Here is a 21,344-nt window from a genome sequence, read left to right as displayed (position 1 = left end):
GGGAATGTCACAGCGGGCCGCCGGTCCGTTCCGGTGGCGGCGCCGGGCCCGCAGAATGCTCGCGGCGCGATTGCCGCCGGTGCTTTGCGGGGAGCCCTGGAGAGCACCGGCGGCGGCCACGCCGGGAGCGGCGGTGTCTGCCGGACGCCGCCGGTCAGGGCCATCGTTCCGGGAGCCGCCACCACCCTCATGGCGCCCGGACACCGCGAACCGAAAAGGGGAGGACAACGCGCATGGGCACGAGCGTGACCATCTCGGCGGCGACCGACCAGGACGCCGAGCAGATCCTCAAACTCCAGTACCTCTGCTACCAGCCCGAAGCGGCGCTCTACGACGACTACGGCATCGAACCGCTCACCCAGAGCCTGGCCGGGCTCCGCGAGGAACTCGCCACCGGCTGCGTGGTGGTCGCCCGCCTCGGAGACGAGATCGTCGGCTCGGCCCGCGGCACTGTCGACGCCGACGGCACCGCCCGCATCGGCAAGCTCATCGTCCACCCCCGGCTGCAACGGCACGGTCTGGGCGGCCGGTTGCTGGCCGCCGTCGAGGCCCGGCTGAGCGCCGAACGCGCCGCCACCCGCTACCGCCTCCTCGCCGCCCGCCGCGGCGACGGCGGGCTGCGCCTCTACCGCAGCCACGGCTACGCCCCCGTCCCCGCCGAGGAGACCGGCCGCCGCCTGGGCCGCATCACGCTGGAGAAGCCGGCGACGGCACAGGCGTACGCCACCGGAGCCTGAGCCGCGCGCCGCGGGGCCACCCTCAGGGCCCCGCGGCACGGCCGGGCCCGCGGGCGTCAGGCGGTACGCGCCCGCCGCAGCCAGAGCAGACCGGTGACCGGCAGGATCACCGGGATGAAGAGGTAGCCCATGCCGTAGTCCGACCAGACCGTGGCGTCGGGGAAGGCGGCCGGGTCGAGCAGCGTCCAGGTGCCGATACCGAAGACGCCCAGCAGCTCCAGCGCACAGCAGACCAGCGCCGCCCGGCGGGCGCCCTCGCCGCCGCGCACCAGCGAGAAGGTGATGAAGCCGTAGACCACCGCGGAGACCGCGGAGAGCGTGTAGGCCAGCGGCGCCACATGGAACTGCGCGAGCAGCTGGTAGAGCGAGCGGGACGCGGCGGCGACGGTGAAGATGCCGTAGAGCGCGACCAGCAGCCGTCCGGGGCCGGAGCCCAGCGAGCGGCGGCCGTCCGCGGCGGCGGTCCCCGGTACGTCGGTCTTCGCGGTCTCAGCCATTGCCGCCTCCCCAGATGTCGAAAAGCCTGACTTCCAGCACCGCCAGCACCACGGCGCCCGCCGCGACGGTGGCCGAGCCCCAGCGGGTGCGCTCCGACAGCGACATGAAGCCGGTGCCCGGTACGCACGCCGCCGCGCCGATCAGATAGGCGAGGAAGAGCGCGGTGCCCTTGTCGGGGGTGTGTCCGCCCGCCAACTGCACGATGCCGACGACGAGTTGCACGATCCCGAGGAGGGAGACGACGGCCATGCCGATGAAGTGCCAGTCCTTCGTCGGCTCGTCGCGGTACGCGGCGAAGCCGCACCAGGCGGCCAGGGCGAGGGCGGTCGCGCCGACCGCGATCGTCAGGGCGTCGATCACCGGGACCTCCGCGCGGCACGGCGGCACACCGTGGGGTTGTGGGGCATGAGGCGATGCTAATCGGCCCGTACCGGACGCTCGCGCGCGGGCCCGGCCCGGCGGGGGAGCGGCGCGGCGGGTCCGGCCGCACACTCCTCCGGGCCGTGCCCCGCCGCCCGACCGCCCCGCCCGCCGTGGCGTTGGCCACACGCCCCGGACCCGGGCCGGGCACACCGGGCGGGCGCCCGGCCTCGTACGCGCGCGTTCGCGCAGGCCGCGCGGACGGGGAGCGGCGGCCGGGGCGGGCGCCCCCGGCCGACGAACCGTCCACGCTCCGACATCTGCCGTCCGCTATTCGGACGCGCTGGCTCGTCCTGGACGCTTGTCTGGTTTACTTGCCGCCATGACCACGACGAGCAGCCGCACCCCTGCGACCGAGGCGATGACGACGCCCGGTGCTCGTTGCATGTGTCGAATGTGTGACCGCTGAGGGCCCCCGCCTGAGCCTCGCGCCCCGAAGCGAGACCTGCTGCCATGAGCCGAGAGCGTCCGCCCCCACGGACCCGGCCACCCCGCGTCACCGGAACCCGAAGCCCGCTCTTCGGCGTCTTTCAGGTCCCCGGTTTCCCATGCCGCGAAAGAATGCCCCGTGTCCGGCGGGCGAGCCGCCGGGCACTCGACAGTGACGGAATTCCCTGTGATCACCACAACGGGCCTGACCAAGGTCTACCGCTCAGGAGACCGCGAAGTCACCGCGCTGGACGGCGTCGACCTGCACGTCCGCGAGGGTGAGGTCTACGGCGTCCTCGGCCAGAGCGGCGCCGGCAAGTCCACCCTGATCCGCTGCCTCAACCTCCTGGAGCGCCCCACCTCCGGCACGGTCACCGTCGCCGGGACCGACCTGACCGCACTGGCCGGACGCAAGGAGCGCGCCAATGCCGCGCTGCGCGCCGCCCGCAGCCACATCGGCATGGTCTTCCAGCACTTCAACCTGCTGTCCTCGCGCACCGTCCAGGACAACGTCGAACTGCCGCTGGAAATCCTCAAGGTCGACCGCCGCGAACGCGCCCGTAAGGCGCTCGAACTCCTCGACCTGGTGGGCCTCGCCGACAAGGCCAAGGCGTACCCGGCGCAGCTCTCCGGAGGCCAGAAGCAGCGCGTCGGCATCGCCCGCGCCCTGGCCGGCGACCCCAAGGTGCTCCTCTCCGACGAGGCCACCAGCGCCCTGGACCCGGAGACCACCCGCTCCATCCTCCAGCTGCTGCGCGACCTCAACCGGCAGCTCGGCCTGACCATCGTCCTCATCACCCACGAGATGGACGTCGTCAAGACCATCTGCGACTCCGCCGCACTGATGAAGGGCGGCCGGGTCGTCGAGTCCGGCACCGTCGCGGGGCTCCTGGCCACCCCCGGCTCCGAGCTGGCCCGCGAACTCTTCCCCGTGGGCGGCGAGCCCTCCGGCGACGGCCGCACCGTCGTGGACGTCACCTTCCACGGCTCCGCCGCCACCCGCCCGGTCATCTCCGAGCTGTCGCGCACCTACAACGTCGACATCTCGATCCTCGGCGCCGCGATGGACACCGTCGGCGGCAATCAGGTCGGCCGGATGCGGATCGAACTGCCCGGCCCCTTCGAGGAGAACGTCGTCCCCATCGGCTTCCTCCGCGAACAAGGTCTCCAGGTCGACGTCGCCGACGCACCCGCCGGAGCCACCGCGCCCGCCCCCACGCTCCGGAAGGACGCTGCCAAGTGAGCTGGAACGAGATGCAGCCGCTGCTGTACAACGCCTGCCTCGACACCTTCTTCATGGTGTGGTGGGCGACCGTCTGGGCGGTCATCGGCGGACTGCCGCTCGGTGTGCTGCTGGTCCTCACCGAGCGCGGCGGCCAGCTCCGCAACGCGGCCGTCAACAAGGTCATCAGCGTCGTGGTGAACATCGGGCGGTCGCTGCCCTTCATCATCCTGATGATCGCGCTGATCCCGTTCACCCGCTTCGTGATCGGCACCTCCATCGGCCCCAGCGCCGCGGTCGTCCCGCTCGCCATCGGCGCCATCCCGTTCTTCGCCCGTCTGGTGGAGACCGCGGTGCGCGAGGTGGACGGCGGGCTGGTCGAGGCCGCCCAGTCGATGGGCGGCGGCACCTGGACCATCGTCTTCAAGGTCCTGCTGCCGCAGGCGATGCCCTCGCTCGTGGCCGGTCTGACCAACACCGTCATCACCGTCATCAGCTACTCCGCGATGGCCGGCGCCCTCGGCGCGGGCGGTCTGGGCAGCGTGGCCATCACCTACGGCCAGCAGCGCTTCGACACCCGCTTCATGATCGTCACGGTGGTCCTGATCATCGTGATCGTCACCGCCGTCCAGCTCATCGGCGACCTCGCGGTACGCGCCCTCTCCCGCCGCTCCTCGCGCGCCGACGCCCCCCGCGGTCTGCTGCGCCTGCCCCGCCCGCGCAAGGCGAGCGAGCAGATCCAGCGGGACAACGCTCATCTTCTGTGAACCCCGGTCCGGACCCTTTGCCGGACGGTAGACGTCCCGCGTATGCCGCGGGACCCGTGAGAAAGGCACTCTTCGTGCGCAACGTCATCAAGCTCACCGGGGCGGTCGCGGCCGCCGCCGCCCTCACCCTCGGTCTCGGCGCCTGCAGCGCCCCCTCCGACCCCGAGACCACCAAGAAGAACGACGCGAACGCGCCGCTCACCGTCGGCGCCACCTCCGTCCCCCAGGCCCAGATCCTCGACTTCGTCAAGAAGAACCTGGCGTCGAAGGAAGGGCTGAAGCTCAACGTCCGCACCTTCGAGGACTACACGCTCATCGACCCCGCCACCGACAACGGGGAGCTGGACGCCAACTACTTCCAGCACAAGGAATACCTGGACGAGTACAACAAGAAGGAGGGCGGCCACCTCGTTCCGGTGGTCAACGTCCACCTGGAGCCGATGGGCCTCTACTCCAAGAAGCACACCAAGCTCTCCGAGCTGGGCTCCGGCAGCGTCATCGGCGTCCCCAACGACCCCAGCAACCAGGGCCGCGCCCTCAAGCTGCTCGCGTCCAAGGGCCTGATAACCCTCAAGGACGCCAAGGCCGACAACCCCGGCCTCAACGACATCAAGGACACCAAGGGCCTGAAGTTCCAGGAGGCCAAGGCCGAGACGCTGCCCTCCTCCCTCCCTGACTACGACGCCGCGGCGATCAACGGCAACTACGCCATCCCCGCCAAGCTCAAGCCGTCCGAGGACGCGCTCGCCATCGAGCCGGTCAAGGGCAACCCGTACGCCAACTTCCTCGCCGTCAAGAAGGGTGACGAGGACGATCCGCGCGTCAAGAAGCTCGCCACGCTCCTCAACACCGATGCGGTGAAGAAGTACATCGAGAAGACCTACACCGACGGCTCCGCGCTGCCCTCCTTCGGCAAGCCCAAGAGCTGACCGCGCCCGGCACCACCGGCGGCCCGTGCACAGCCCCGCGCTGCGCACGGGCCGCCGTGCTTGGCGTATCCCCGCCGGAATGCTGCATGCTGGTGCACTCACGATGGTCGACAAGTGATCGAAAACGACCCGTAACTCCCCGGAGCCCTACGGTCGACAGCGTTGGAGCAGCGGCATGAACCCCACCTTTCCGGATATCTCCATCAGCACGGACCGGTTGGTGCTGCGCCCGTTGGACGAGGACGACATCCCCGCCCTCGCCGAGATGATGAACGACGAACTCGTCGCCGCCTGGACCGCCATACCGCAGCCCTACACCGAGGACCGCGCCCGCACCTGGGTCACCCGGTACGCACCCGGCGAACGCACCGCCGGCCGCGGTATCGACCTCGCCGTCACCGAGTTCCTCACCCAGCGCCTGGTCGGCATCGTCCAGCTCGGCAACACCAACTGGCGGGTCCGCTCCTCCGAGATCTCCTACGTCATCGCCCCCTGGGCCCGCGGCGAGGGCTACGCCTGCGAGGCCACCCTCGGCGTCGCCCGCTGGCTCTTCGGCGACCAGAAGTTCGAGCGCCTGGAGCTGCGCACCGCGGCCGGGAACACCGCCTCCCAGCAGGTCGCCCAGAAGATCGGCTGCATCAGTGAGGGCGTGCTCCGCAACGCCTTCCTCGCCCGCTCCCGCACCGAGGACGGCGGCCTGGCGGACATCCGCACCGACCTCATCGTCTGGAGCCTGCTCCCCGAGGACCTCGACGTACCCGGCCGCCGGGTCGACGCCAACGGTTTCGCCTACCCGGAGTGGAACTGACGGGGCACCCGCGGCCGTTTGCCGGGTGCCCCATCGCCGGCGCGGACCGCGGCCGGATGGCGCAGCCCCGCCGTACCCGGTCCGCGCCCCGGCCCCGCCAGGAGTAGTCTCGCGGTGCCGCCCCCGCACCGACCTGCGACGCGGCTCCCGCCCCTCACCCGCGACAGGAGACTGACGAAGCATGGCCGACCGGGTCACGGTCATCGGATGGGACGGCTCGCCGCTCACCGCCGCCGCCCGCTCCGCGCTGGGCGCCGCGACCCTGGTGGCCGGCGCGGCGCACCATCTCGCCCTCCCCGAGGTACCGCCCGCCGCCGAGCGCATCCGCCTGGGCAGCGTCCCGCTCGCCGCCCGCCGCATAGCGCAACACCGCGGCACCGCCGTCGTCCTCGCCGACGGCGACCCCGGCTTCTTCGGCGTCGTCCGCACCCTGCGCGCCCCCCAGTACGGCCTGGAGGTCGAGGTCGTCCCGGCCGTCTCCGCCGTCGCCGCCGCGTTCGCCCGCGCCGGGATGCCCTGGGACGACGCCCAGATCGTCGTCGCCCACGGCCGCGACCTGCGCCGCGCCGTCAACGTCTGCCGCGCCCACCCCAAGGTCGCCGTCCTCACCGCCCCGGGCGCCGGTCCTGCCGAACTCGCCCTGCTGCTCGGCGGTGTGCTCCGTACGTTCGTCATCTGCGAGGCCCTGGGCACCGACCGCGAGCGGGTCACCGTCCTCACCTCCGACCGGGTCGCCGACCACGACTGGCGCGACCCCAACGTCGTCATCGTCGTCGGCGCCGCCCAGCGCACCGACGACACCGGGGACCGCGCCAGTGGCTGGATCGCCGGCCACGACGTCGGCCATCCGGTCGGGCCGCGCGGCTGGGGGCTGCCGTCCGGTGCGTACGGCGGCGTCTTCGGCGAGGGCGAGGCGGTGCAGCTGCGCACCGCCCAACTCGCCCGGCTCGGCCCCCGTCTGGGCGATCTGGTCTGGGACATCGGCTCCGGCAGCGGCGCCGCCGCGGTGGAGGCGGCCCGCTTCGGCGCCGCCGTCATCGCCGTCGACGCCGACCCGGACGCCTGCGGCCGCACCGCCGCCGTCGCCCGCCGCCACGGGGTCCAGCTCCAGGTCGTCCACGGCCGCGCCCCGCAGATCCTGGAGGACCTGCCGGAGCCGGACGTGATCCGCATCGGCGGCGGGGGAGCGGCGGTCGTCACCGCCTGCGCGGCCCGCCGCCCGGAGCGGATCGTCACCCACGCCTCGACCCGCGACGAGGCCGAGGAGCTCGGCCGCGCCCTGGCCGACGGCGGCTACGACGTCGAGTGCGCACTGCTCCAATCGGTCGATCTGGACACCTCGGCCTGGGTCGAGCGGGAGCGCTCCGTGGTGTTCCTGCTGAGCGGATACCGCGTTCCTCACCCGTGACCAGGAAGGTCACCGGCGCGGGGTAGGCTGGCGGATCGTTGCGCCGCCGTTCCGCGTTCGGCTTCGTACGTCAATATCCGGGAAACGCCGCGGTTTTGGCTGCACATCCGGATATCTGGCCACGACACTCGGAGGGTGGACGTGCCGCGAGGCGTGCCGTTCGTTCCGCCCCACCGGGCGGAGGGCACGCCCTCCGCCACGCGCGCGCACGAGCGGCGGTAAGGAGCACTATCGATGGGCGAGGGGTACGCATGACCGACACCGGCCAGGTCCCGGGCGAGGGACAGCCGGAGCACGCGGGCGGGCAGGCCGGGCAGCCGGCGACCGCCTCCCCTGCCGGGCCCGCGGCTGCCGAACAGCCGGGTGCCGCGCAGGCGGACGCGTACGGCCACCCCGAACCGTCCGGCGTCGTGGTCGACGACGACGATCTGCTGCTGATGCCGGCAGCCCAGGGCGCCTGGACCGAGCAGCCGGACCGCAAGCCCCGACCCGCCGCCCCGCAGCCCCCGCCCGCCCGGCGCCCGCTGCACATGGGCCCGCCCGTACCGGACGCCACCGGCGGCGTGGTCCGCTCCCTCGCCGACCGCGGCCCGGCGACCCCGCCCCAGCCCATGCCGGTCCGGCAGCCCGGTCCGCCCACGGTCGGCCCCGAATACCTGGACGTTCCGGCGGCGGACGTACCGGCGACGGACGTTCCGCAGACCGAGGGCGCGCCGCAGGCTCCCGCCGTGGAGACCGGTGCGCAGGGGCCTGTCGCGGCGCCGGGTGCGCAGGTGCCCGGGGCCGGACCCGGGGCGCAGCCGCCCGTCGCGGAGGCCGGTCCGCAGGCGCAGGAACCGGCCGCGCCCGCCGCTCCGGTGGCGAACGCCGCGCCCGAGGCCGCGACGCTGCCCGGTCCCCAGCTCGGTGAGATCCCGCCGCAGGTGATGCCGTGGGGCGAGGCGTCCGCGCAGGCCGCCGCCGCGCCGGTCGCCGACCCGCAGCAGGCCGCTCGGCCCGGTGCCGTGCCGCTGCCCGCCCAGGGCGTGCCGACGCCGGACACCGCTCCGGCCGCGCAGGCCCCGGGCGCCGTCCCGGCCGAGGCGCACCCCGAGCCGTCCGGCGGGACCGCGGACGCCCTCGCGGCTGCGGAGGGTTCCGCCCCGCAGCAGGTGCCCGGCCCGGAGGACGCCGCTCCGGCCGAGGCCGTCGCATCGCAGGACGCCTCCGCTCCGGAGGCCGCCGCAGCGAACGCTCCGCAGGCCGCCGAGGGTTCCGACCCGGCCGCCGGCGCGCAGCCGGAGGCGGACGCGGCGGCTCCCGACGCGGCGCCGCAGCCCGCCGAGGCGGCCGTTGTCGCCGAGGCGCCCGGCGCGGACGTCCCGGACGCCGACGCTGCGAACGGTGAGACCGCCGACGCCACCGCTCCCCAGGCCGACGCACCGGACGGTGCCGAGGCTCCCGTACCGGACACCGAGGCCGCGGACGGGGCCGCGCCGGCCGCCGTGGAGCAGCCGACCGGGCAGCCCACCGCTGTGGAGGGCTCGGACGAGACCCCCGAGGCGGTCGCGGATGCGCCTGCCGAAGCCCATGCCGCCGATACCGGCGACGCCGCGCCCGAGGGCGTCGCGGCCCAGCCCGCCGAGGCGACTGCCGAGGCAACCGCGGAGCAGCCCGTGGCGGAACCGGCCGAGGCCGTACAGCCCGAGCCGCAGCCCGAGGCCGGGCAGGTCCCCGTCGCCGAGGGCGCCGAAGCCGTCGAGGGAGCCGAGGCCGTCGAGGGTGCGGTGCCCGCGCAGCCGGTGCCCGATGCCGAGGCCGAGGCGGCCGCGCAGGCCACGTCGGACGCCCAGCTCGCGGCAGCCCCGGAGCCGGAGGCCCTGGCAGAGGTGCAGCCCCCCGAGGCCGTGACCGACACCCAGGCGCAGGCCCCCGACGAGGCCCAGGCCCCCGAGGCCGTGACCGACGTCCAGCCGCAGGCCCCCGAGGGCGAGGCCCAGGCTCCCGGGGCTCTGCCCCAGGTGCCGGAGGCCACCGTCCCCGAACCCGAGGCTCAGCCCCAGGCCCCTGAAGGCCCGGCCCCCGCGCAGCCCGCACCCGTCGTGGACACGGCGGCGGCCGATCCGGCCGCTCCCGAGGCGGCCGACCCGCAGCCGTCCGACGTCCCCGACGCCGAGCCGCACCTTGAGGCCGCCGCGCCCGAGGACACTTCCCGGAACCACCCCGCACCGGAGCACACCGTTCAGGATCAGCCCGCCCAGGAACCGGCCGCCCAGGCCCCGTCGGCACCGGCCGACGGCGTCGCCGCGGCCCCCGCCCCGCAGCCGAACGGCCCGGACACCACCGAGGAGGCGCAGCCCACCGGGCCCGACGCCGTCCCCGCGGTCGCTCCCGGCGGCCCGGTGCCCGCCCCGCTGCCCGTCACCGCGACCCCGGCCGCCGGCACCCCCATCGCGGGGTGGCCGCAGACCGTGCCCCCGGCCGCCCCCGCAGCCGTCCCCCACCCGCAGGACGCCACCGCGCCCGGCGCATCCGAAGCGCCCCAGGAAGCCCCGCAGGCCGAGGCCCAACCCGAGGCGACGCCTGCCCAGGTCCCCGCACCGGAGCAGCCGCAGCCCGCCGAGGCCACCGAGGTCACCGAGGTGCCGGAGGCGACCGCACCGGCCGGGGCCCCCGCCGAAGGCCAGGCAGAGCCCGAGCCCGCCACCGAGGCGCCCGCCGCCGACGTCGCCGAGGCCCCCGCCGCCGCGCAGCCCGAGGCCGCCCCCGCGGCCCCCGGCTACGACGAGTCCGAGCGCGCCGCCGTCCACCGCGTCATGCGCGAACGCCGCGACATCCGCAACGGCTTCCGCTCCGACCCGATTCCCAACGACGTGCTCCTGCGCGTCCTGGAGGCGGCGCACACCGCGCCGAGCGTCGGGCATTCGCAGCCGTGGGACTTCGTCGTGATCCGCTCCGGCGAGACCCGCGAGCGGATGCACCAGCTCGCCACCGAGCAGCGCAAGGCGTACGCCGCCTCGCTGCCCAAGGGCCGCGCCAAGCAGTTCCGTGAGCTGAAGATCGAGGCCATCCTCGACACCCCGGTGAACATCGTCGTCACCGCCGACCCCACCCGCGGCGGCCGCCACACCCTCGGCCGGCACACCCAGCCGCAGATGGCGCCGTACTCCTCCGCGCTCGCTGTCGAGAACCTCTGGCTCGCCGCCCGCGCCGAGGGCCTCGGCGTCGGCTGGGTCAGCTTCTTCGACGAGCGCCAGATGGTCACCGAACTCGGCCTCCCCGAGCACCTGGAGGTCGTCGCCTACCTCTGCATCGGCTACGTCGACGAGTTCCCCGAGGAGCCGGAGCTGATGCAGGCCGGCTGGGCGGAGCGCCGTCCGCTGTCCTGGGTCGTCCACGAGGAGACCTACGGCCGCCGCGCCCTGCCCGGCGAGGACCCGCACGACCTCCTCCGGGAGACCCTGCACGGCATCCGCCCGCTCGACGCCAAGGCGCTCGGGGACGCGTGGGAGCGGCAGAAGCGGATGACCAAGCCCGCCGGGGCGCTGGGCATGCTGGAGATCATCTCCGCGCAGCTGTGCGGCCTCTCCCGCAAGTGCCCGCCGCCGATCCCCGAGCCCGCCGCGGTCGCGATCTTCGCCGCCGACCACGGGGTGCACGCCCAGGGCGTGACCCCCTGGCCCCAGGAGGTCACCGGCCAGATGGTCGCCAACTTCCTGGGCGGCGGCGCGGTGTGCAACGCCTTCGCCACCCAGGTCGGCGCCGAGGTCTGCGTCGTCGACGTCGGCGTCGCCACCGAACTCCCCGCCGCACCGGGGCTGCTGCCCCGCAAGGTCCGCGCCGGTACCGACGACTTCACCGCCGGGCCCGCCATGTCCCAGGAGGACGTGCTCAAGGCGATCGAGGCCGGCATCGAGACCGCCCGCGACCTCGTCGCGGCCGGCAACAAGGCGCTGCTCACCGGCGAGATGGGCATCGCCAACACCACCGCGTCGGCCGCCCTGATCAGCGTCTACACCGGCGCCGACCCCGCCGAGATCACCGGCCGGGGCACCGGCATCAACGACGAGACGCACGCCCGCAAGGTCGACGTGGTGCGCCGCGCCCTGGACCTGCACCGCCCCGACCCGGCCGACCCCATCGGCGTCCTCGCCGCGGTCGGCGGCCTGGAGCACGCCGCCCTCGTCGGCCTGATCCTCGGCGGCGCGTCCCTGCGGACGCCGGTGATCCTGGACGGCGTCAGCGTCGGCGCCGCGGCCCTCGTCGCGCACGCCATCGCCCCCGAGGCGCTGGCCGCCTGCATCGCCGGCCACCGCAGCGCCGAACCGGGCCATGTCGCCGCCCTGACCAAGCTCGGCCTCCGCCCCCTGGTCGACCTCGACCTCCGACTCGGCGAGGGCACCGGCGCCCTGCTCGCCCTGCCGCTGGTCCAGAGCGCCGCCCGCGCCATGCACGAGGTCGCCACCTTCGACACCGCGGGCGTGACGGAGAAAAGCTGAGCCGAGGCGTCCGTCCGGGGCCGCCCGTCCACGGGGCCGCCCAGAGCCGTCCGCCTACGGGCCCGGTGTCCTGCTCGCCGAGGGGACACCGGGCCCGAGCTTTCAGGGAGGCTGCCTGTTCGTGAGGGCGTTGGGGCGAGCTTTCAGGGAGCTTCCCTCTATGAACGAGCCGGGTCCGGGTCCGCCTGTTCCTTCAGGGAGCCTTCCTGTCCGTAAGGACCCGGCCCGGGAGCCTTCCTACCGGTAGGCCCCGGCTCGGAGCTTTCAGGAACCCTTCCTGTCCATAACGCCCCGCCGCCCGCCGTCCGCCGCCCCTCCCACCTCCTACCCCCAGGCCCCCGCCCCCCTGCCCGGCGCCCCCTATAGGCTGGGAGCCGGGCCGCCACCCGCGTCGGGGCCGGACCCGGCGGCGCCCCGTGGATGCCTCCCAGCCGTTCCACCGCCGCAGCGGCTGCGTCCCGCCGCCCCCCCTGCCTCACCTGCACAAGGAGCCGCACCCATGGCCGAGTACGCCGCTGAACACGCCGCCTACCCCGTCGGCCTGCGCCTGTCGGGCCGCCGCGTCGTCGTCCTCGGCGCCGGCCAGGTCGCCCAGCGCCGGCTCCCCGCCCTCCTCGCCGCCGGCGCCGACGTCCTGCTCGTCTCCCCGTCCGCCACCCCCTCCGTCGAGGCGATGGCCGACACCGGCGAACTCCGCTGGGAGCGCCGCCACTACCGCCCCGGCGACCTCGAAGGCGCCTGGTACGCGCTGATCTCCACCGACGACCCCGAGGCCAACGCCGCCGCCTCCCGCGAGGCCGAGGAGCGCCGCGTCTGGGCCGTCCGCTCCGACGACGCCGAGGCCGCCACCGCCTGGACCCCGGCCACCGGCCACAGTGAAGGCGTCACCGTCGCCGTGCTCACCGGCCGCGACCCCCGCCGCTCCGCCGCCGTCCGCGACGCCGTCGTCGAGGGCCTGCGCGACGGCTCCCTCGCCGCCCCCCACCACCGCGCCCGCACCAAGGGCGTCGCCCTCGTCGGCGGCGGCCCCGGCGACCCCGACCTCATCACCGTGCGCGGCCGCCGTCTGCTCGCCGAGGCCGATGTCGTCATCGCCGACCGCCTCGGCCCCCGCGACCTCCTCGCCGAACTCCCGCCGCACGTCGAGATCATCGACGCGGCGAAGATCCCCTACGGCCGCTTCATGGCGCAGGAGGCCATCAACCAGGCCCTCATCGACCACGCCAAGGCCGGTAAGGCCGTGGTCCGGCTCAAGGGCGGCGACCCCTTCGTCTTCGGCCGCGGCATGGAGGAGGCCCAGGCGCTCGCCGAGGCCGGCATCCCCTGCACCGTCGTCCCCGGCATCTCCAGCACCATCTCGGTGCCCGGAGCCGCCGGTATCCCCGTCACCCACCGCGGCGTCGCCCACGAGTTCACCGTCGTCAGCGGCCATGTCGCCCCCGACGACGAGCGCTCCCTCGTCGACTGGCCCGCCCTCGCCCGGCTGCGCGGCACCCTCGTCGTCCTGATGGGCGTCGGCAACAGCGCCGCCATCGCCGCCACCCTCATGGCCCACGGCCGCTCCGGCGACACCCCCGCCGCCGTCGTCCAGGAGGGCACCACCGCCGCCCAGCGCCGCGTCGACGCCACCCTCGCCACCCTCGGCGAGACCGTCCGGGCCGAGGGCGTACGCCCCCCGGCGGTCCTCGTCATCGGTGACGTGGTCGCCGTCACCCCCGGCAGCTCCGTCAAGTAGCCCTTCCCCGCCCGGCATTGGCACCCCGACACCGACAAGGCACTATCTCCCCGTGGCAGAAATCATCACCGTCGACGACCCCGACGATCCCCGGCTGCGCGACTACACCGGCCTCACCGACGTCGAGCTGCGCCGCCGCCGGGAGCCCGCCGAGGGCCTGTTCATCGCCGAGGGCGAGAAGGTCATCCGCCGTGCCCGGCACGCCGGTTACGAGATGCGCTCGATGCTGCTCTCGGCCAAGTGGGTCGACGTCATGCGCGACGTCATCGACGAGGTCCCGGCACCGGTCTACGCGGTGACCCCCGACCTCGCCGAGCGGGTGACCGGCTACCACGTCCACCGCGGCGCCCTCGCCTCCATGCAGCGCAAGCCCCTCCCGGACCCGGCGTCGCTGCTCAGCACGGCGCGCCGTGTCGCCGTCTTCGAGGACACCGTCGACCACGCGAACCTGGGCGCCGCCTTCCGCAACGCGGCAGCACTGGGCGTGGACGCCGTCTTCCTCACGCCCCGCTGCGCCGACCCCCTCTACCGGCGGTCCGTGAAGGTGTCGATGGGCGCGGTCTTCCACGTCCCCTGGACCCGGCTGACCTCTTGGCCGGAGGAGATCGAACTCTTCCGGCGGGACGGCTTCGTCACGGCTGCCCTGTGCCTGGACGAGAAGTCGATCGCCATCGACGAACTGGCCGCCCGCCGGTACGACAAGCTGGCGCTGATGCTCGGCACCGAGGGCGACGGCCTGTCGATCGACGCCCTGCGCGCGGCCGACGAATGGGTGCGGATCCCGATGGCCGCCGGCGTGGACTCCCTCAACGTCGCCGCCGCCTCCGCCGTGGCCTTCTACGCGACGAGGTGTTGACCGCGTCGCCCGTGAAGCTGTGACCTCGCGGGGCGAACGCAGTTGGTGGGGGTGAGCGCACGACGCTCACCCCCACCCTGTGGACCCGCTGTCAGGCCCGTGTGCTGGTTGCGTTGAGGCAAGCAAGCAGGGTCCTGGCCTGGACGTTCACATAGTGGTTGTGGCGGACCAGAGAGGTGAGCTGTCCTGGGGTGACCCAACGGAATCCGGCGGGTGGGTCGAGCGGAGCCGTTGCTTCGTCGGCCTCGACGAGGAGATGGCGGCTCTCCGCGTTGCGGAACCGGCCGCCCTCCTCCGAGTGCACAGCCTCGTAGCTGATGCGCGACGGGAATGAGGAGTGCGCGTTCAGCACGTGGTCCAGGAACGGTGGCCGTTCTTCGGCGGGCAGATGTGCGTGGGCGGCGGGGGTGCACTGGACCGTGGGGCCGAGTTCCACAGTGTCCAGAAAGCCCGCTTCGACGCGCGCCTGGACCAGGACATGGGGTACGCCGCCGAACCGCCGGAGGAGGAAGGCCGTGATGCCGGTCGCGCGCGGTTCGAACAGTGGCTGGGTCCAGCCCGTGACCTCTCTGCTGTCGGCCTGTACACGGACCGCCACGACGCTGAAGTAGCGGCCCTCCGTGTGGTCGATGCTCGATTCGCCGCGGGTCCAGCCGGGGAGCCCGGCCAGCGGCAGCGGCTCGGCGCGCACCTCGTGCCGGGAACGTTCGGCCGTGAACCACGACAGCAGTTCGATATCCGAGTGCAGGGCACCGGGCTGGTCGTCCTGGTACGGAACGCAGGAGAGTACGGTGCGTGCGTCCATGTTGACGACATTGTCACCGTGCAGCAGCTCACCGATCTGGCCGAGGGTCAGCCAGCAGAAGTCGTCGTCGAGAGGGACCGGCTCCGTGGTCTCTACGATCATGTTCCGGTTGCTCTTGCGGAAGAACCAGGAGCCGTGCTCGGACTGGAGAACGTCGGCGATGATCCTGTTGGGGGCGGGGCGGGTGAAGTGTTCCACGTACTTCACGGCCGCGCCCTTGTGCACTTTGGTGTAGTTGCTGCGGGTGGCCTGGACGGTTGGGGAGAGCTGCACGAGGTTCGGGTTGCCCGGCTCCATCTTGGCCTGCATCAGGAAGTGGAGCACCCCGTCGAACTCCTTGGCGAGGATGCCGAGGATGCCGACTTCGGGCTGTCGGATGATGGGCTGATGCCATTCCCGGTAGGGGCCCTCGTCCACGGTGACGCGTAGCCCCTCGACGGTGAAGAACCGGCCGCTGCGATGTACGAGGTTGCCCGTATCCCCGTCGAATGACCAGTTGTCCAGCTGGGCGAAGGGTATGCGCTCCACATGGAAGTGGTGGGACCGGCGGCGCTCGTCGAGCCAGGTGTGTACTTCCGCGGTTTGCGGCCCCACGCCTTGGCGGGTGGCCGCGGACCGGGCGATGCGAGAGAGAAGCGCTTCGTCGTGCCGTGGTCTCAGTCCTCGGTCACGGTCGGCGGGAGCCGTGGTGAGGGGCGCGGTCTGCGGAGTCATGAGTGCTTCTCCACGAACTCCGTCACCGAGGAGATGACGTAGTCGAGCATCTCCTCGGTCAGCGCCGGATAGACCCCGATCCAGAAGGTCTGCTCGGTGACGATGTCAGTGTTGGTCAGGTCGCCTACGACACGGTGCCGCTGGTCGGTATAGGCCGGATGTCGCGTCAGGTTGCCGGCGAAGAGACGTCGGGTGCCGATCTTGCGGGATTCGAGAAAGTCCACCAACGCGCCCCGGCTGAAGGGGGCCTCGGGATCCACGGTCAGCGCGAACCCGAACCAACTCGGGTCGCTACGCTCTGTCGCCCTGGGCAGCAGCAGGTGCGGGGTGCCCTCCAGGCCGTCCCGCAGTTGCTGCCAGTTACGGCGCCGTGCCGCGCAGAACGCGTCGAGCTTGTCCAGCTGGGTCAGGCCCAGGGCGGCCTGGATATCGGTCGCCTTCAGGTTGTAACCAACGTGCGAAAAAATATATTTGTGGTCGTAGCCCTCAGGCAGGGTGCCCATCTGGTACTGGAAGCGCTTGAGGCACTTGTTGGTTTCGCCGGGCTCGCACCAACAGTCGCGGCCCCAGTCACGGAGTGACTCCACGATCCGGGCGAGCGCCAGGTTGGAGGTCAGTACGCAGCCTCCCTCGCCTGTCGTCAGATGGTGGGCCGGGTAGAAGCTGACGGTCGTGATGTCGCCGAAGGTGCCGGTCAGCTTTCCGTCGTAGGTAGAACCGACCGCGTCGCAATTGTCCTCGATCAGGAATAGATCGTGATCCGCCGCGAGCTGGGCGATCTCGGCGACCTCGAACGGGTTGCCGAGAGCGTGGGCGATCATGATGGCTCGGGTGCGCGGCCCGATCGCCTCGGCGACGCGGGCGGCCGTCGTGTTGTAGGTGCCCAGCTCGACATCGACGAAGACCGGGACGAGTCCGTTCTGCAGGATCGGGTTGACGGTGGTGGGAAAGCCCGCCGCGACCGTGATCACCTCGTCCTGCGGGCGCAGCCGCCGCTCTTCCAGCAGATGCGAGGTGAATGCGGTCATGGCCAGAAGATTCGCGGAGGAGCCGGAATTGGTGAGATGAGCCTTGCGGTGGCCCAGTTTGCGGGCGAACCGGGATTCGAACTTGCGCGAGCTGGGTCCGGCGGCTATTCGCATCTCCAGGGCAGCCTCGACCAATGCGGCCCGGTCCCGTTCGTCCAGGACCGCGCCGGAGGGCCAGATCTCGGTGACGCCCGGAACGAAGGGCTCCTCAGCTCGGGCTTCCATGTGGTACTTCGCGGTCTCGTCGAGAATCAGTTCCTTGTGGGCGTTCCTCACGCGATGTCCCCTCGGTACTGCTGTCCGTTGTCCTCGGTCGCGTACTTCATGGCCTTCCACCAGGCCAGGTTGGAGCGGTACCACTCGACGGTGTCGGCCAGCCCCTGCTCGAAGGAGATGCGGGGGCGGTAGCCGAGCTGTTCACGGATCTTGGTCGAGTCGAGGGCGTAGCGCAGATCGTGCCCCTTGCGGTCGGCCACCCGACGGATGCAGCCGGCCTCCGCACCGCACAGATCGAGCAGGCGCTGGGTGACGTGCAGGTTCGTCCGTTCTGCGCCGCCGCCGATGTGGTAGATCTCACCGGGCCCGCCTCCGTCCAGGACAAGGGCGATCGCGCGACAGTGGTCGTCGACGTGCAGCCATTCGCGGACGTTGCGGCCGTCGCCGTACAGCGGCACGGGCAGCCCTTCGAGCAGGTTGGTGATGAAGAGCGGGATCAGCTTCTCGGGGTGCTGGTGGGGGCCGTAATTGTTCGAGCAGCGGGTGACCGACACATGCAGCCCGTGCGTACGCCAGTAGGCGCGGGCGAGCAGATCGGACGCGGCCTTGGAAGCGGCGTAGGGAGAGTTGGGTGCCAGCGGCCACTCCTCGGTCCAGGCTCCTTCCGCGAGGGAGCCGTACACCTCGTCCGTGGAGATGTGAACGACCCTGCCCACCTCAGCTTGAACACAGGCCTCCAGCAGGGTCTGCGTGCCCTGCACGTTCGTCCGTACGAACGCAGTCCCCGAGCCCACGGACCGGTCGACGTGCGACTCCGCCGCGAAGTGGACGACCGCGTCGTGCCCGGGCAACAGCTCGCGCAGCAGCGGGCCATCGCAGACGTCGCCCGTCACGAACTCCAGACGAGGGTGGTGAGCGGGGAGGTTGTCGCGGTTGCCCGCGTAGGTCAGTTTGTCGAGCACGGTCACCCGGGTCGACTCGTGGCCTGGGTAACCGCCGTGCAGGAGGGTGCGGACGAAGTGGGAGCCTATGAAGCCGGCGCCACCGGTGACCAGCAGCCTCGTCGGTGTGCCACGCGACACGGGCATCAGGCGGCCACCTTGATCCGGGTGTGATCGCCGACGACCAGGGTGTGGCAGGCGGCACCGGCCAGGCTCGCGCCGATGACGGCGTTGCGGCCGATCAGCGAATTCCGCAGGCCGGGCCCGTGGGAGATCTCGGCGCCGTCCATCACGATGGAGTCCCGGACCCGGGTCGCCCGCAGCGTACAGCTGGAGCCGATGGAGGTATTCGGCCCGATGTGGCAGTCCTCGACGATGGTGCCGGCTCCGATGACGGCCGGGCTGTCGATGCGTGAGCGGATGATGCGGGCGCCCGCCTCGATGCGTACCTGGTCGCCGAGTTGGCTGGCGGTGTCCACGCTGCCCAGGTTGCCCGGGCGCAGGTCGGCCAGCAGCTTCTCGTTGCAGTCCAGGATGTCCGCGGCCTGGCCGGTGTCCTTCCAGTAGCCGTGATACTCGTCGGCCTTGATGCGGGCGCCGTTGTCGACCAGCCACTGGAGCGCGTCGGTGATCTCCAGCTCGCCGCGGGCACTGGGCTCGATCGACCGCACGGCCTCGTGGATGGCCGGGGTGAAGAAGTAGACGCCGATCAACGCGAGGTTGCTGCGGGGGTGCAGGGGCTTCTCGACGAGCCGGGCTACGGTGCCGTCCGGCTCCAGCTCCACGACACCGAACGCCCGTGGGTCCGCCACCTGGTGGACGACGACCGCCGCGGCCGGGCGCTGCGCCCGGAACTCCTCCGCGGCCCGGGCGATGCCCTCGGGGAGCATGTTGTCCCCGAGGTACATCACGAAGTCGTCGTCGCCCAGAAAGGTGCGGGCGAGCGCCACACAGTGAGCCAGGCCGAGCGGCTGTTCCTGGGGTATGTACGTCACGCGGATGCCCAGCCGTGCGCCGTCCCCTACGACTTCGGCGATCTCCGCGGCCCAGCTGCCCACGACGATGCCGACCTCGGTGACGCCGAGATCCCTGATGTTTCCCAGCACGTGCTCAAGGACCGGCTTGTTGACGATGGGAATGAGCTGTTTGGGCATGGAGTGACTGAAGGGGCGTAGGCGAGTGCCTGAGCCACCGGATAACACCAGGGCTTTCACGGAATCCTCCTTGCGTGATCGGTGGAGAACGGGAGCGATCAGCTCGCGGCCGGCGGTGCGCCGACGCTGCCGTGCAGCAGGTACCGCTTGCCGCCGATTCCCCGGACTCCCGGAGTGTCCTGGGTGAGCTTGGTGGTCGCCTGGGCGATGGGGCTGGCCAGGAAGTCCAAGTGGGCCTCGTCCTCGGTGAATTCCGCGTAGTTCAGCACCCGGCTGCCATCCAGGCTGTAGTGGAAGTGCGCCGAGAGCAGGCCCGGTGTCGCCTCGGTGAGCGGGCCGTCGAGCAGCCGGTCGATGACGGCGCGCTGCGCGGCACGGCCGTCGACGTCGAACATCGGCGCGACGATACGGGTCGGGGTGCTGACGGTGTCGAAGACGGTGCTCCGGTAGCGCTTGAACGCTATGGGGGCGCAGCGTTCGACGTCCGCCCCGTCCACGCCGCGGCCGCGCAGCGCCGGGGGCTGCAGGTACATGCGGCCGGATGCGCGGTAGGCCGCCAGGCCGGTCCACTGTTCGTAGGTCCACACGTTCTCGCCCTCGGTGCTCACATAGCAGGTCTGCGAGAGCAGCCCCTCCGGTCGGCTCGTCGCCTCCCATTCGGCGAGGAGGGCATCGGCCACCGTGCGCTGGGCATCGGCGGTGCCCACGTACAGAGGGGTCACCAGCACCAGTTCGGAGTCCGGGCGGTTGACGGTGGGGAAGGCGGGCGGGGTCACGGCTTTCTCCTCTTGCTTCTGTTCTCGGGTGCGTGTGCGGGTGGTGCGGTGTGCTCGCTGCGGGAGCCGCTCACCGGCCCCGGTGCCGGCGGGTGCGGCTCTCCAGCTCCGGGATGATCTCGACGGGGCTCGGAAGCCGGGTGAATTCCTGGTGCAGTGCCGAGGTGGCCTCCTTGAATGCGGGGTCACCGAGCAGCCGCAGCAGCCCCTCGCGCAGGGCTGCCACAGTGGGCTTCTCGTCCTCGATGACCAGCCCCGCGCCCTTGGCCGCGGTGTAGCGGGCGAAATCCACGTACTCGGAACCGGTCTTGGGCAGGAGGAGCTGCGGTACGCCGTGCACGATGGCGGCCGCCCAGGTACCTGTTCCGCCGAGGTGGATGACCGCGTCACAGGTCGGCAGGAGCTGGTTCAGCGGGGTGTAGTCGGTCAGGCGGACGTTCTCCGGGACGGTGCCGGCGCCCGCCAGCTGGGCCTCGTTGAGGGTGGCGACCATCTCGATGTCCAGCTGGGCGGCCATGGTGAACACATCGCTGATGGAGATGCCGTTGTCCCCGAACAGATCCCGGCCGCTGGTGCCCAGCGTCAGGCAGACGCGGGGCCGCTCGGGGGCCTCGCGCAGCCAGCGGGGGAGGGCCGTGGCGCCGTTGAACGGCACCGGGCGCATCGCGAGGTGGTCCAGGTCCAGGGGCAGCCGCATGACCTCGGGCCAGGGGTCGATGCTCCACTGCCCCACGATCAGGTCCTCGCCGAATTCGATGCCGTACCGGCTGAGCTGGGGGCGCATCAGCTCGGCCATCAGGTCCGGGGCCGACGCGTCACGGCTGTGCCGGCCCCGGACGTACTGATCGCGCAGCCAGCCGAAGCGGTCCAGGCCCCACAGCAGCCGTGCGTGGGCGGCGCCGCAGGCCCGAGCGGCGATCGGCGAGGGGAAGAACAGCGGGTCCCAGATGACGAGTTCCGGCTGCCACTCCTGCGCGAAGCGGACCATCTCGTCGGTGACCCCGGCGGAATCGGTGGTCGCCGGGTAGTAGAACGCGTACGAGGCCACGACGTAGTTGCGGATCATGGGCCAGGTGTTGCCGTCGTCGGGGTCCACCCCCGTGGTCCGGGCGATCCCCTCCAACGTCTCGTTGGCGAAGGTCTCCTGGACCGCGGCGGCCAGGTCGATCCTGCCGTCGAGCGGTACCGCGGTCAGGCCCGCTCCCGTGATGGCGGCGACGGTTTCCGGGTGATCGTGCGTCACCACCCGTACCTGGTGTCCCGCGCTCTGCAGGGCAGTGGCCAAGGGGGCCAGCGCCATCACGTGGGAGGTGACGGGTAAGACGGTGAACATGATGCGCATGCGGTAACTCCTTCACAGTGCCCGACGGGTCGGGCGAGCGGTGTGCGGAGGCGGCGCCGGTCGCGCGGCCCGTTCGACGGC

17 protein-coding genes are annotated in these 21,344 nt (G+C 72.3%); 9 read left to right on the top strand and 8 right to left on the bottom strand.

What is annotated here, in order from left to right; all coding sequences use genetic code 11:
- Positions 1 to 233: 233 nt before the first annotated feature.
- Positions 234 to 737 carry a GNAT family N-acetyltransferase gene (locus tag ACZ4U4_RS15955; protein WP_467873969.1) on the top strand — a complete coding sequence of 168 codons (504 nt, stop codon included), beginning with the start codon at positions 234 to 236 and terminating at the stop codon, positions 735 to 737.
- 56 nt (positions 738 to 793) lie between these two features.
- On the opposite strand, the gene ACZ4U4_RS15950 is transcribed toward ACZ4U4_RS15955, so the two are convergent.
- Both ACZ4U4_RS15950 and ACZ4U4_RS15945 read right to left on the bottom strand, forming a co-directional pair.
- Positions 794 to 1,234 (bottom strand): hypothetical protein, encoded by a 441-nt coding sequence (locus tag ACZ4U4_RS15950; protein WP_467873966.1) that lies wholly within the window; start codon positions 1,232 to 1,234, stop codon positions 794 to 796.
- Positions 1,227 to 1,595, bottom strand: coding sequence for a hypothetical protein (locus ACZ4U4_RS15945; RefSeq protein ID WP_467873964.1), 369 nt, complete (start codon positions 1,593 to 1,595; stop codon positions 1,227 to 1,229). The genes ACZ4U4_RS15950 and ACZ4U4_RS15945 overlap by 8 nt, the downstream gene beginning before the upstream one ends.
- A 676-nt stretch (positions 1,596 to 2,271) precedes the next feature.
- Here ACZ4U4_RS15945 and ACZ4U4_RS15940 point away from each other — a divergent pair.
- From ACZ4U4_RS15940 to ACZ4U4_RS15905, 8 genes are all read left to right on the top strand, one after another.
- Positions 2,272 to 3,327 (top strand): methionine ABC transporter ATP-binding protein, encoded by a 1,056-nt coding sequence (locus ACZ4U4_RS15940; RefSeq protein ID WP_467873961.1) that lies wholly within the window; start codon positions 2,272 to 2,274, stop codon positions 3,325 to 3,327.
- On the top strand, positions 3,324 to 4,073 hold the full coding sequence (locus ACZ4U4_RS15935; protein ID WP_467873959.1) for a methionine ABC transporter permease: 750 nt from the start codon (positions 3,324 to 3,326) through the stop codon (positions 4,071 to 4,073). Before ACZ4U4_RS15940 ends, ACZ4U4_RS15935 begins: the two co-directional genes overlap by 4 nt.
- Positions 4,074 to 4,147: 74 nt before the next feature.
- The gene (locus ACZ4U4_RS15930) at positions 4,148 to 5,002 is read left to right on the top strand and encodes a MetQ/NlpA family ABC transporter substrate-binding protein (RefSeq protein ID WP_467874587.1); all 855 of its coding nucleotides are present in this window, start codon (positions 4,148 to 4,150) and stop codon (positions 5,000 to 5,002) included.
- A 175-nt stretch (positions 5,003 to 5,177) separates the two neighbouring features.
- Positions 5,178 to 5,810, top strand: a complete 633-nt coding sequence (locus ACZ4U4_RS15925; protein WP_467873957.1) for a GNAT family N-acetyltransferase — start codon at positions 5,178 to 5,180, stop codon at positions 5,808 to 5,810.
- A gap of 181 nt (positions 5,811 to 5,991) precedes the next feature.
- A complete protein-coding gene (cbiE, locus tag ACZ4U4_RS15920; RefSeq protein ID WP_467873954.1) occupies positions 5,992 to 7,218 on the top strand; it encodes a precorrin-6y C5,15-methyltransferase (decarboxylating) subunit CbiE in 1,227 nt (408 codons plus the stop codon).
- A 251-nt stretch (positions 7,219 to 7,469) separates the two neighbouring features.
- Complete coding sequence (gene cobT, locus ACZ4U4_RS15915) at positions 7,470 to 11,696, top strand: nicotinate-nucleotide--dimethylbenzimidazole phosphoribosyltransferase (protein WP_467873951.1); 4,227 nt, start codon at positions 7,470 to 7,472, stop codon at positions 11,694 to 11,696.
- Between the two features lie 499 nt (positions 11,697 to 12,195).
- Positions 12,196 to 13,431 (top strand): uroporphyrinogen-III C-methyltransferase, encoded by a 1,236-nt coding sequence (gene cobA / locus ACZ4U4_RS15910; protein ID WP_467873948.1) that lies wholly within the window; start codon positions 12,196 to 12,198, stop codon positions 13,429 to 13,431.
- Positions 13,432 to 13,483: 52 nt separating this feature from the next.
- Positions 13,484 to 14,287, top strand: a complete 804-nt coding sequence (locus ACZ4U4_RS15905; protein ID WP_467873946.1) for a TrmH family RNA methyltransferase — start codon at positions 13,484 to 13,486, stop codon at positions 14,285 to 14,287.
- Between the two features lie 91 nt (positions 14,288 to 14,378).
- Here ACZ4U4_RS15905 and ACZ4U4_RS15900 read toward each other — a convergent pair whose 3' ends face one another.
- The 6 genes from ACZ4U4_RS15900 to ACZ4U4_RS15875 form a co-directional block, all read right to left on the bottom strand.
- A complete protein-coding gene (locus tag ACZ4U4_RS15900; protein WP_467873944.1) occupies positions 14,379 to 15,806 on the bottom strand; it encodes an NDP-hexose 2,3-dehydratase family protein in 1,428 nt (475 codons plus the stop codon).
- Positions 15,803 to 17,059, bottom strand: coding sequence for a lipopolysaccharide biosynthesis protein RfbH (gene rfbH / locus ACZ4U4_RS15895; RefSeq protein WP_467874585.1), 1,257 nt, complete (start codon positions 17,057 to 17,059; stop codon positions 15,803 to 15,805). The genes ACZ4U4_RS15900 and rfbH overlap by 4 nt, the downstream gene beginning before the upstream one ends.
- A 47-nt stretch (positions 17,060 to 17,106) precedes the next feature.
- Complete coding sequence (gene rfbB, locus ACZ4U4_RS15890) at positions 17,107 to 18,138, bottom strand: dTDP-glucose 4,6-dehydratase (RefSeq protein WP_467873941.1); 1,032 nt, start codon at positions 18,136 to 18,138, stop codon at positions 17,107 to 17,109.
- Positions 18,138 to 19,205 carry a glucose-1-phosphate thymidylyltransferase gene (locus ACZ4U4_RS15885; RefSeq protein WP_467873938.1) on the bottom strand — a complete coding sequence of 356 codons (1,068 nt, stop codon included), beginning with the start codon at positions 19,203 to 19,205 and terminating at the stop codon, positions 18,138 to 18,140. Before ACZ4U4_RS15885 ends, rfbB begins: the two co-directional genes overlap by 1 nt.
- A 38-nt stretch (positions 19,206 to 19,243) precedes the next feature.
- Entirely contained in the window at positions 19,244 to 19,921 is a 678-nt protein-coding gene (locus tag ACZ4U4_RS15880; RefSeq protein ID WP_467873935.1) for an antibiotic biosynthesis monooxygenase, read from the bottom strand.
- A 70-nt stretch (positions 19,922 to 19,991) separates the two neighbouring features.
- Positions 19,992 to 21,263, bottom strand: coding sequence for a nucleotide disphospho-sugar-binding domain-containing protein (locus ACZ4U4_RS15875; protein ID WP_467873932.1), 1,272 nt, complete (start codon positions 21,261 to 21,263; stop codon positions 19,992 to 19,994).
- Positions 21,264 to 21,344: the final 81 nt, after the last annotated feature.

The organism is Streptomyces sp. NPDC029159 (assembly GCF_055564055.1).
Note: the sequence above shows the minus strand (reverse complement) of the source record. Positions and strands in the feature narration are given on the sequence as shown.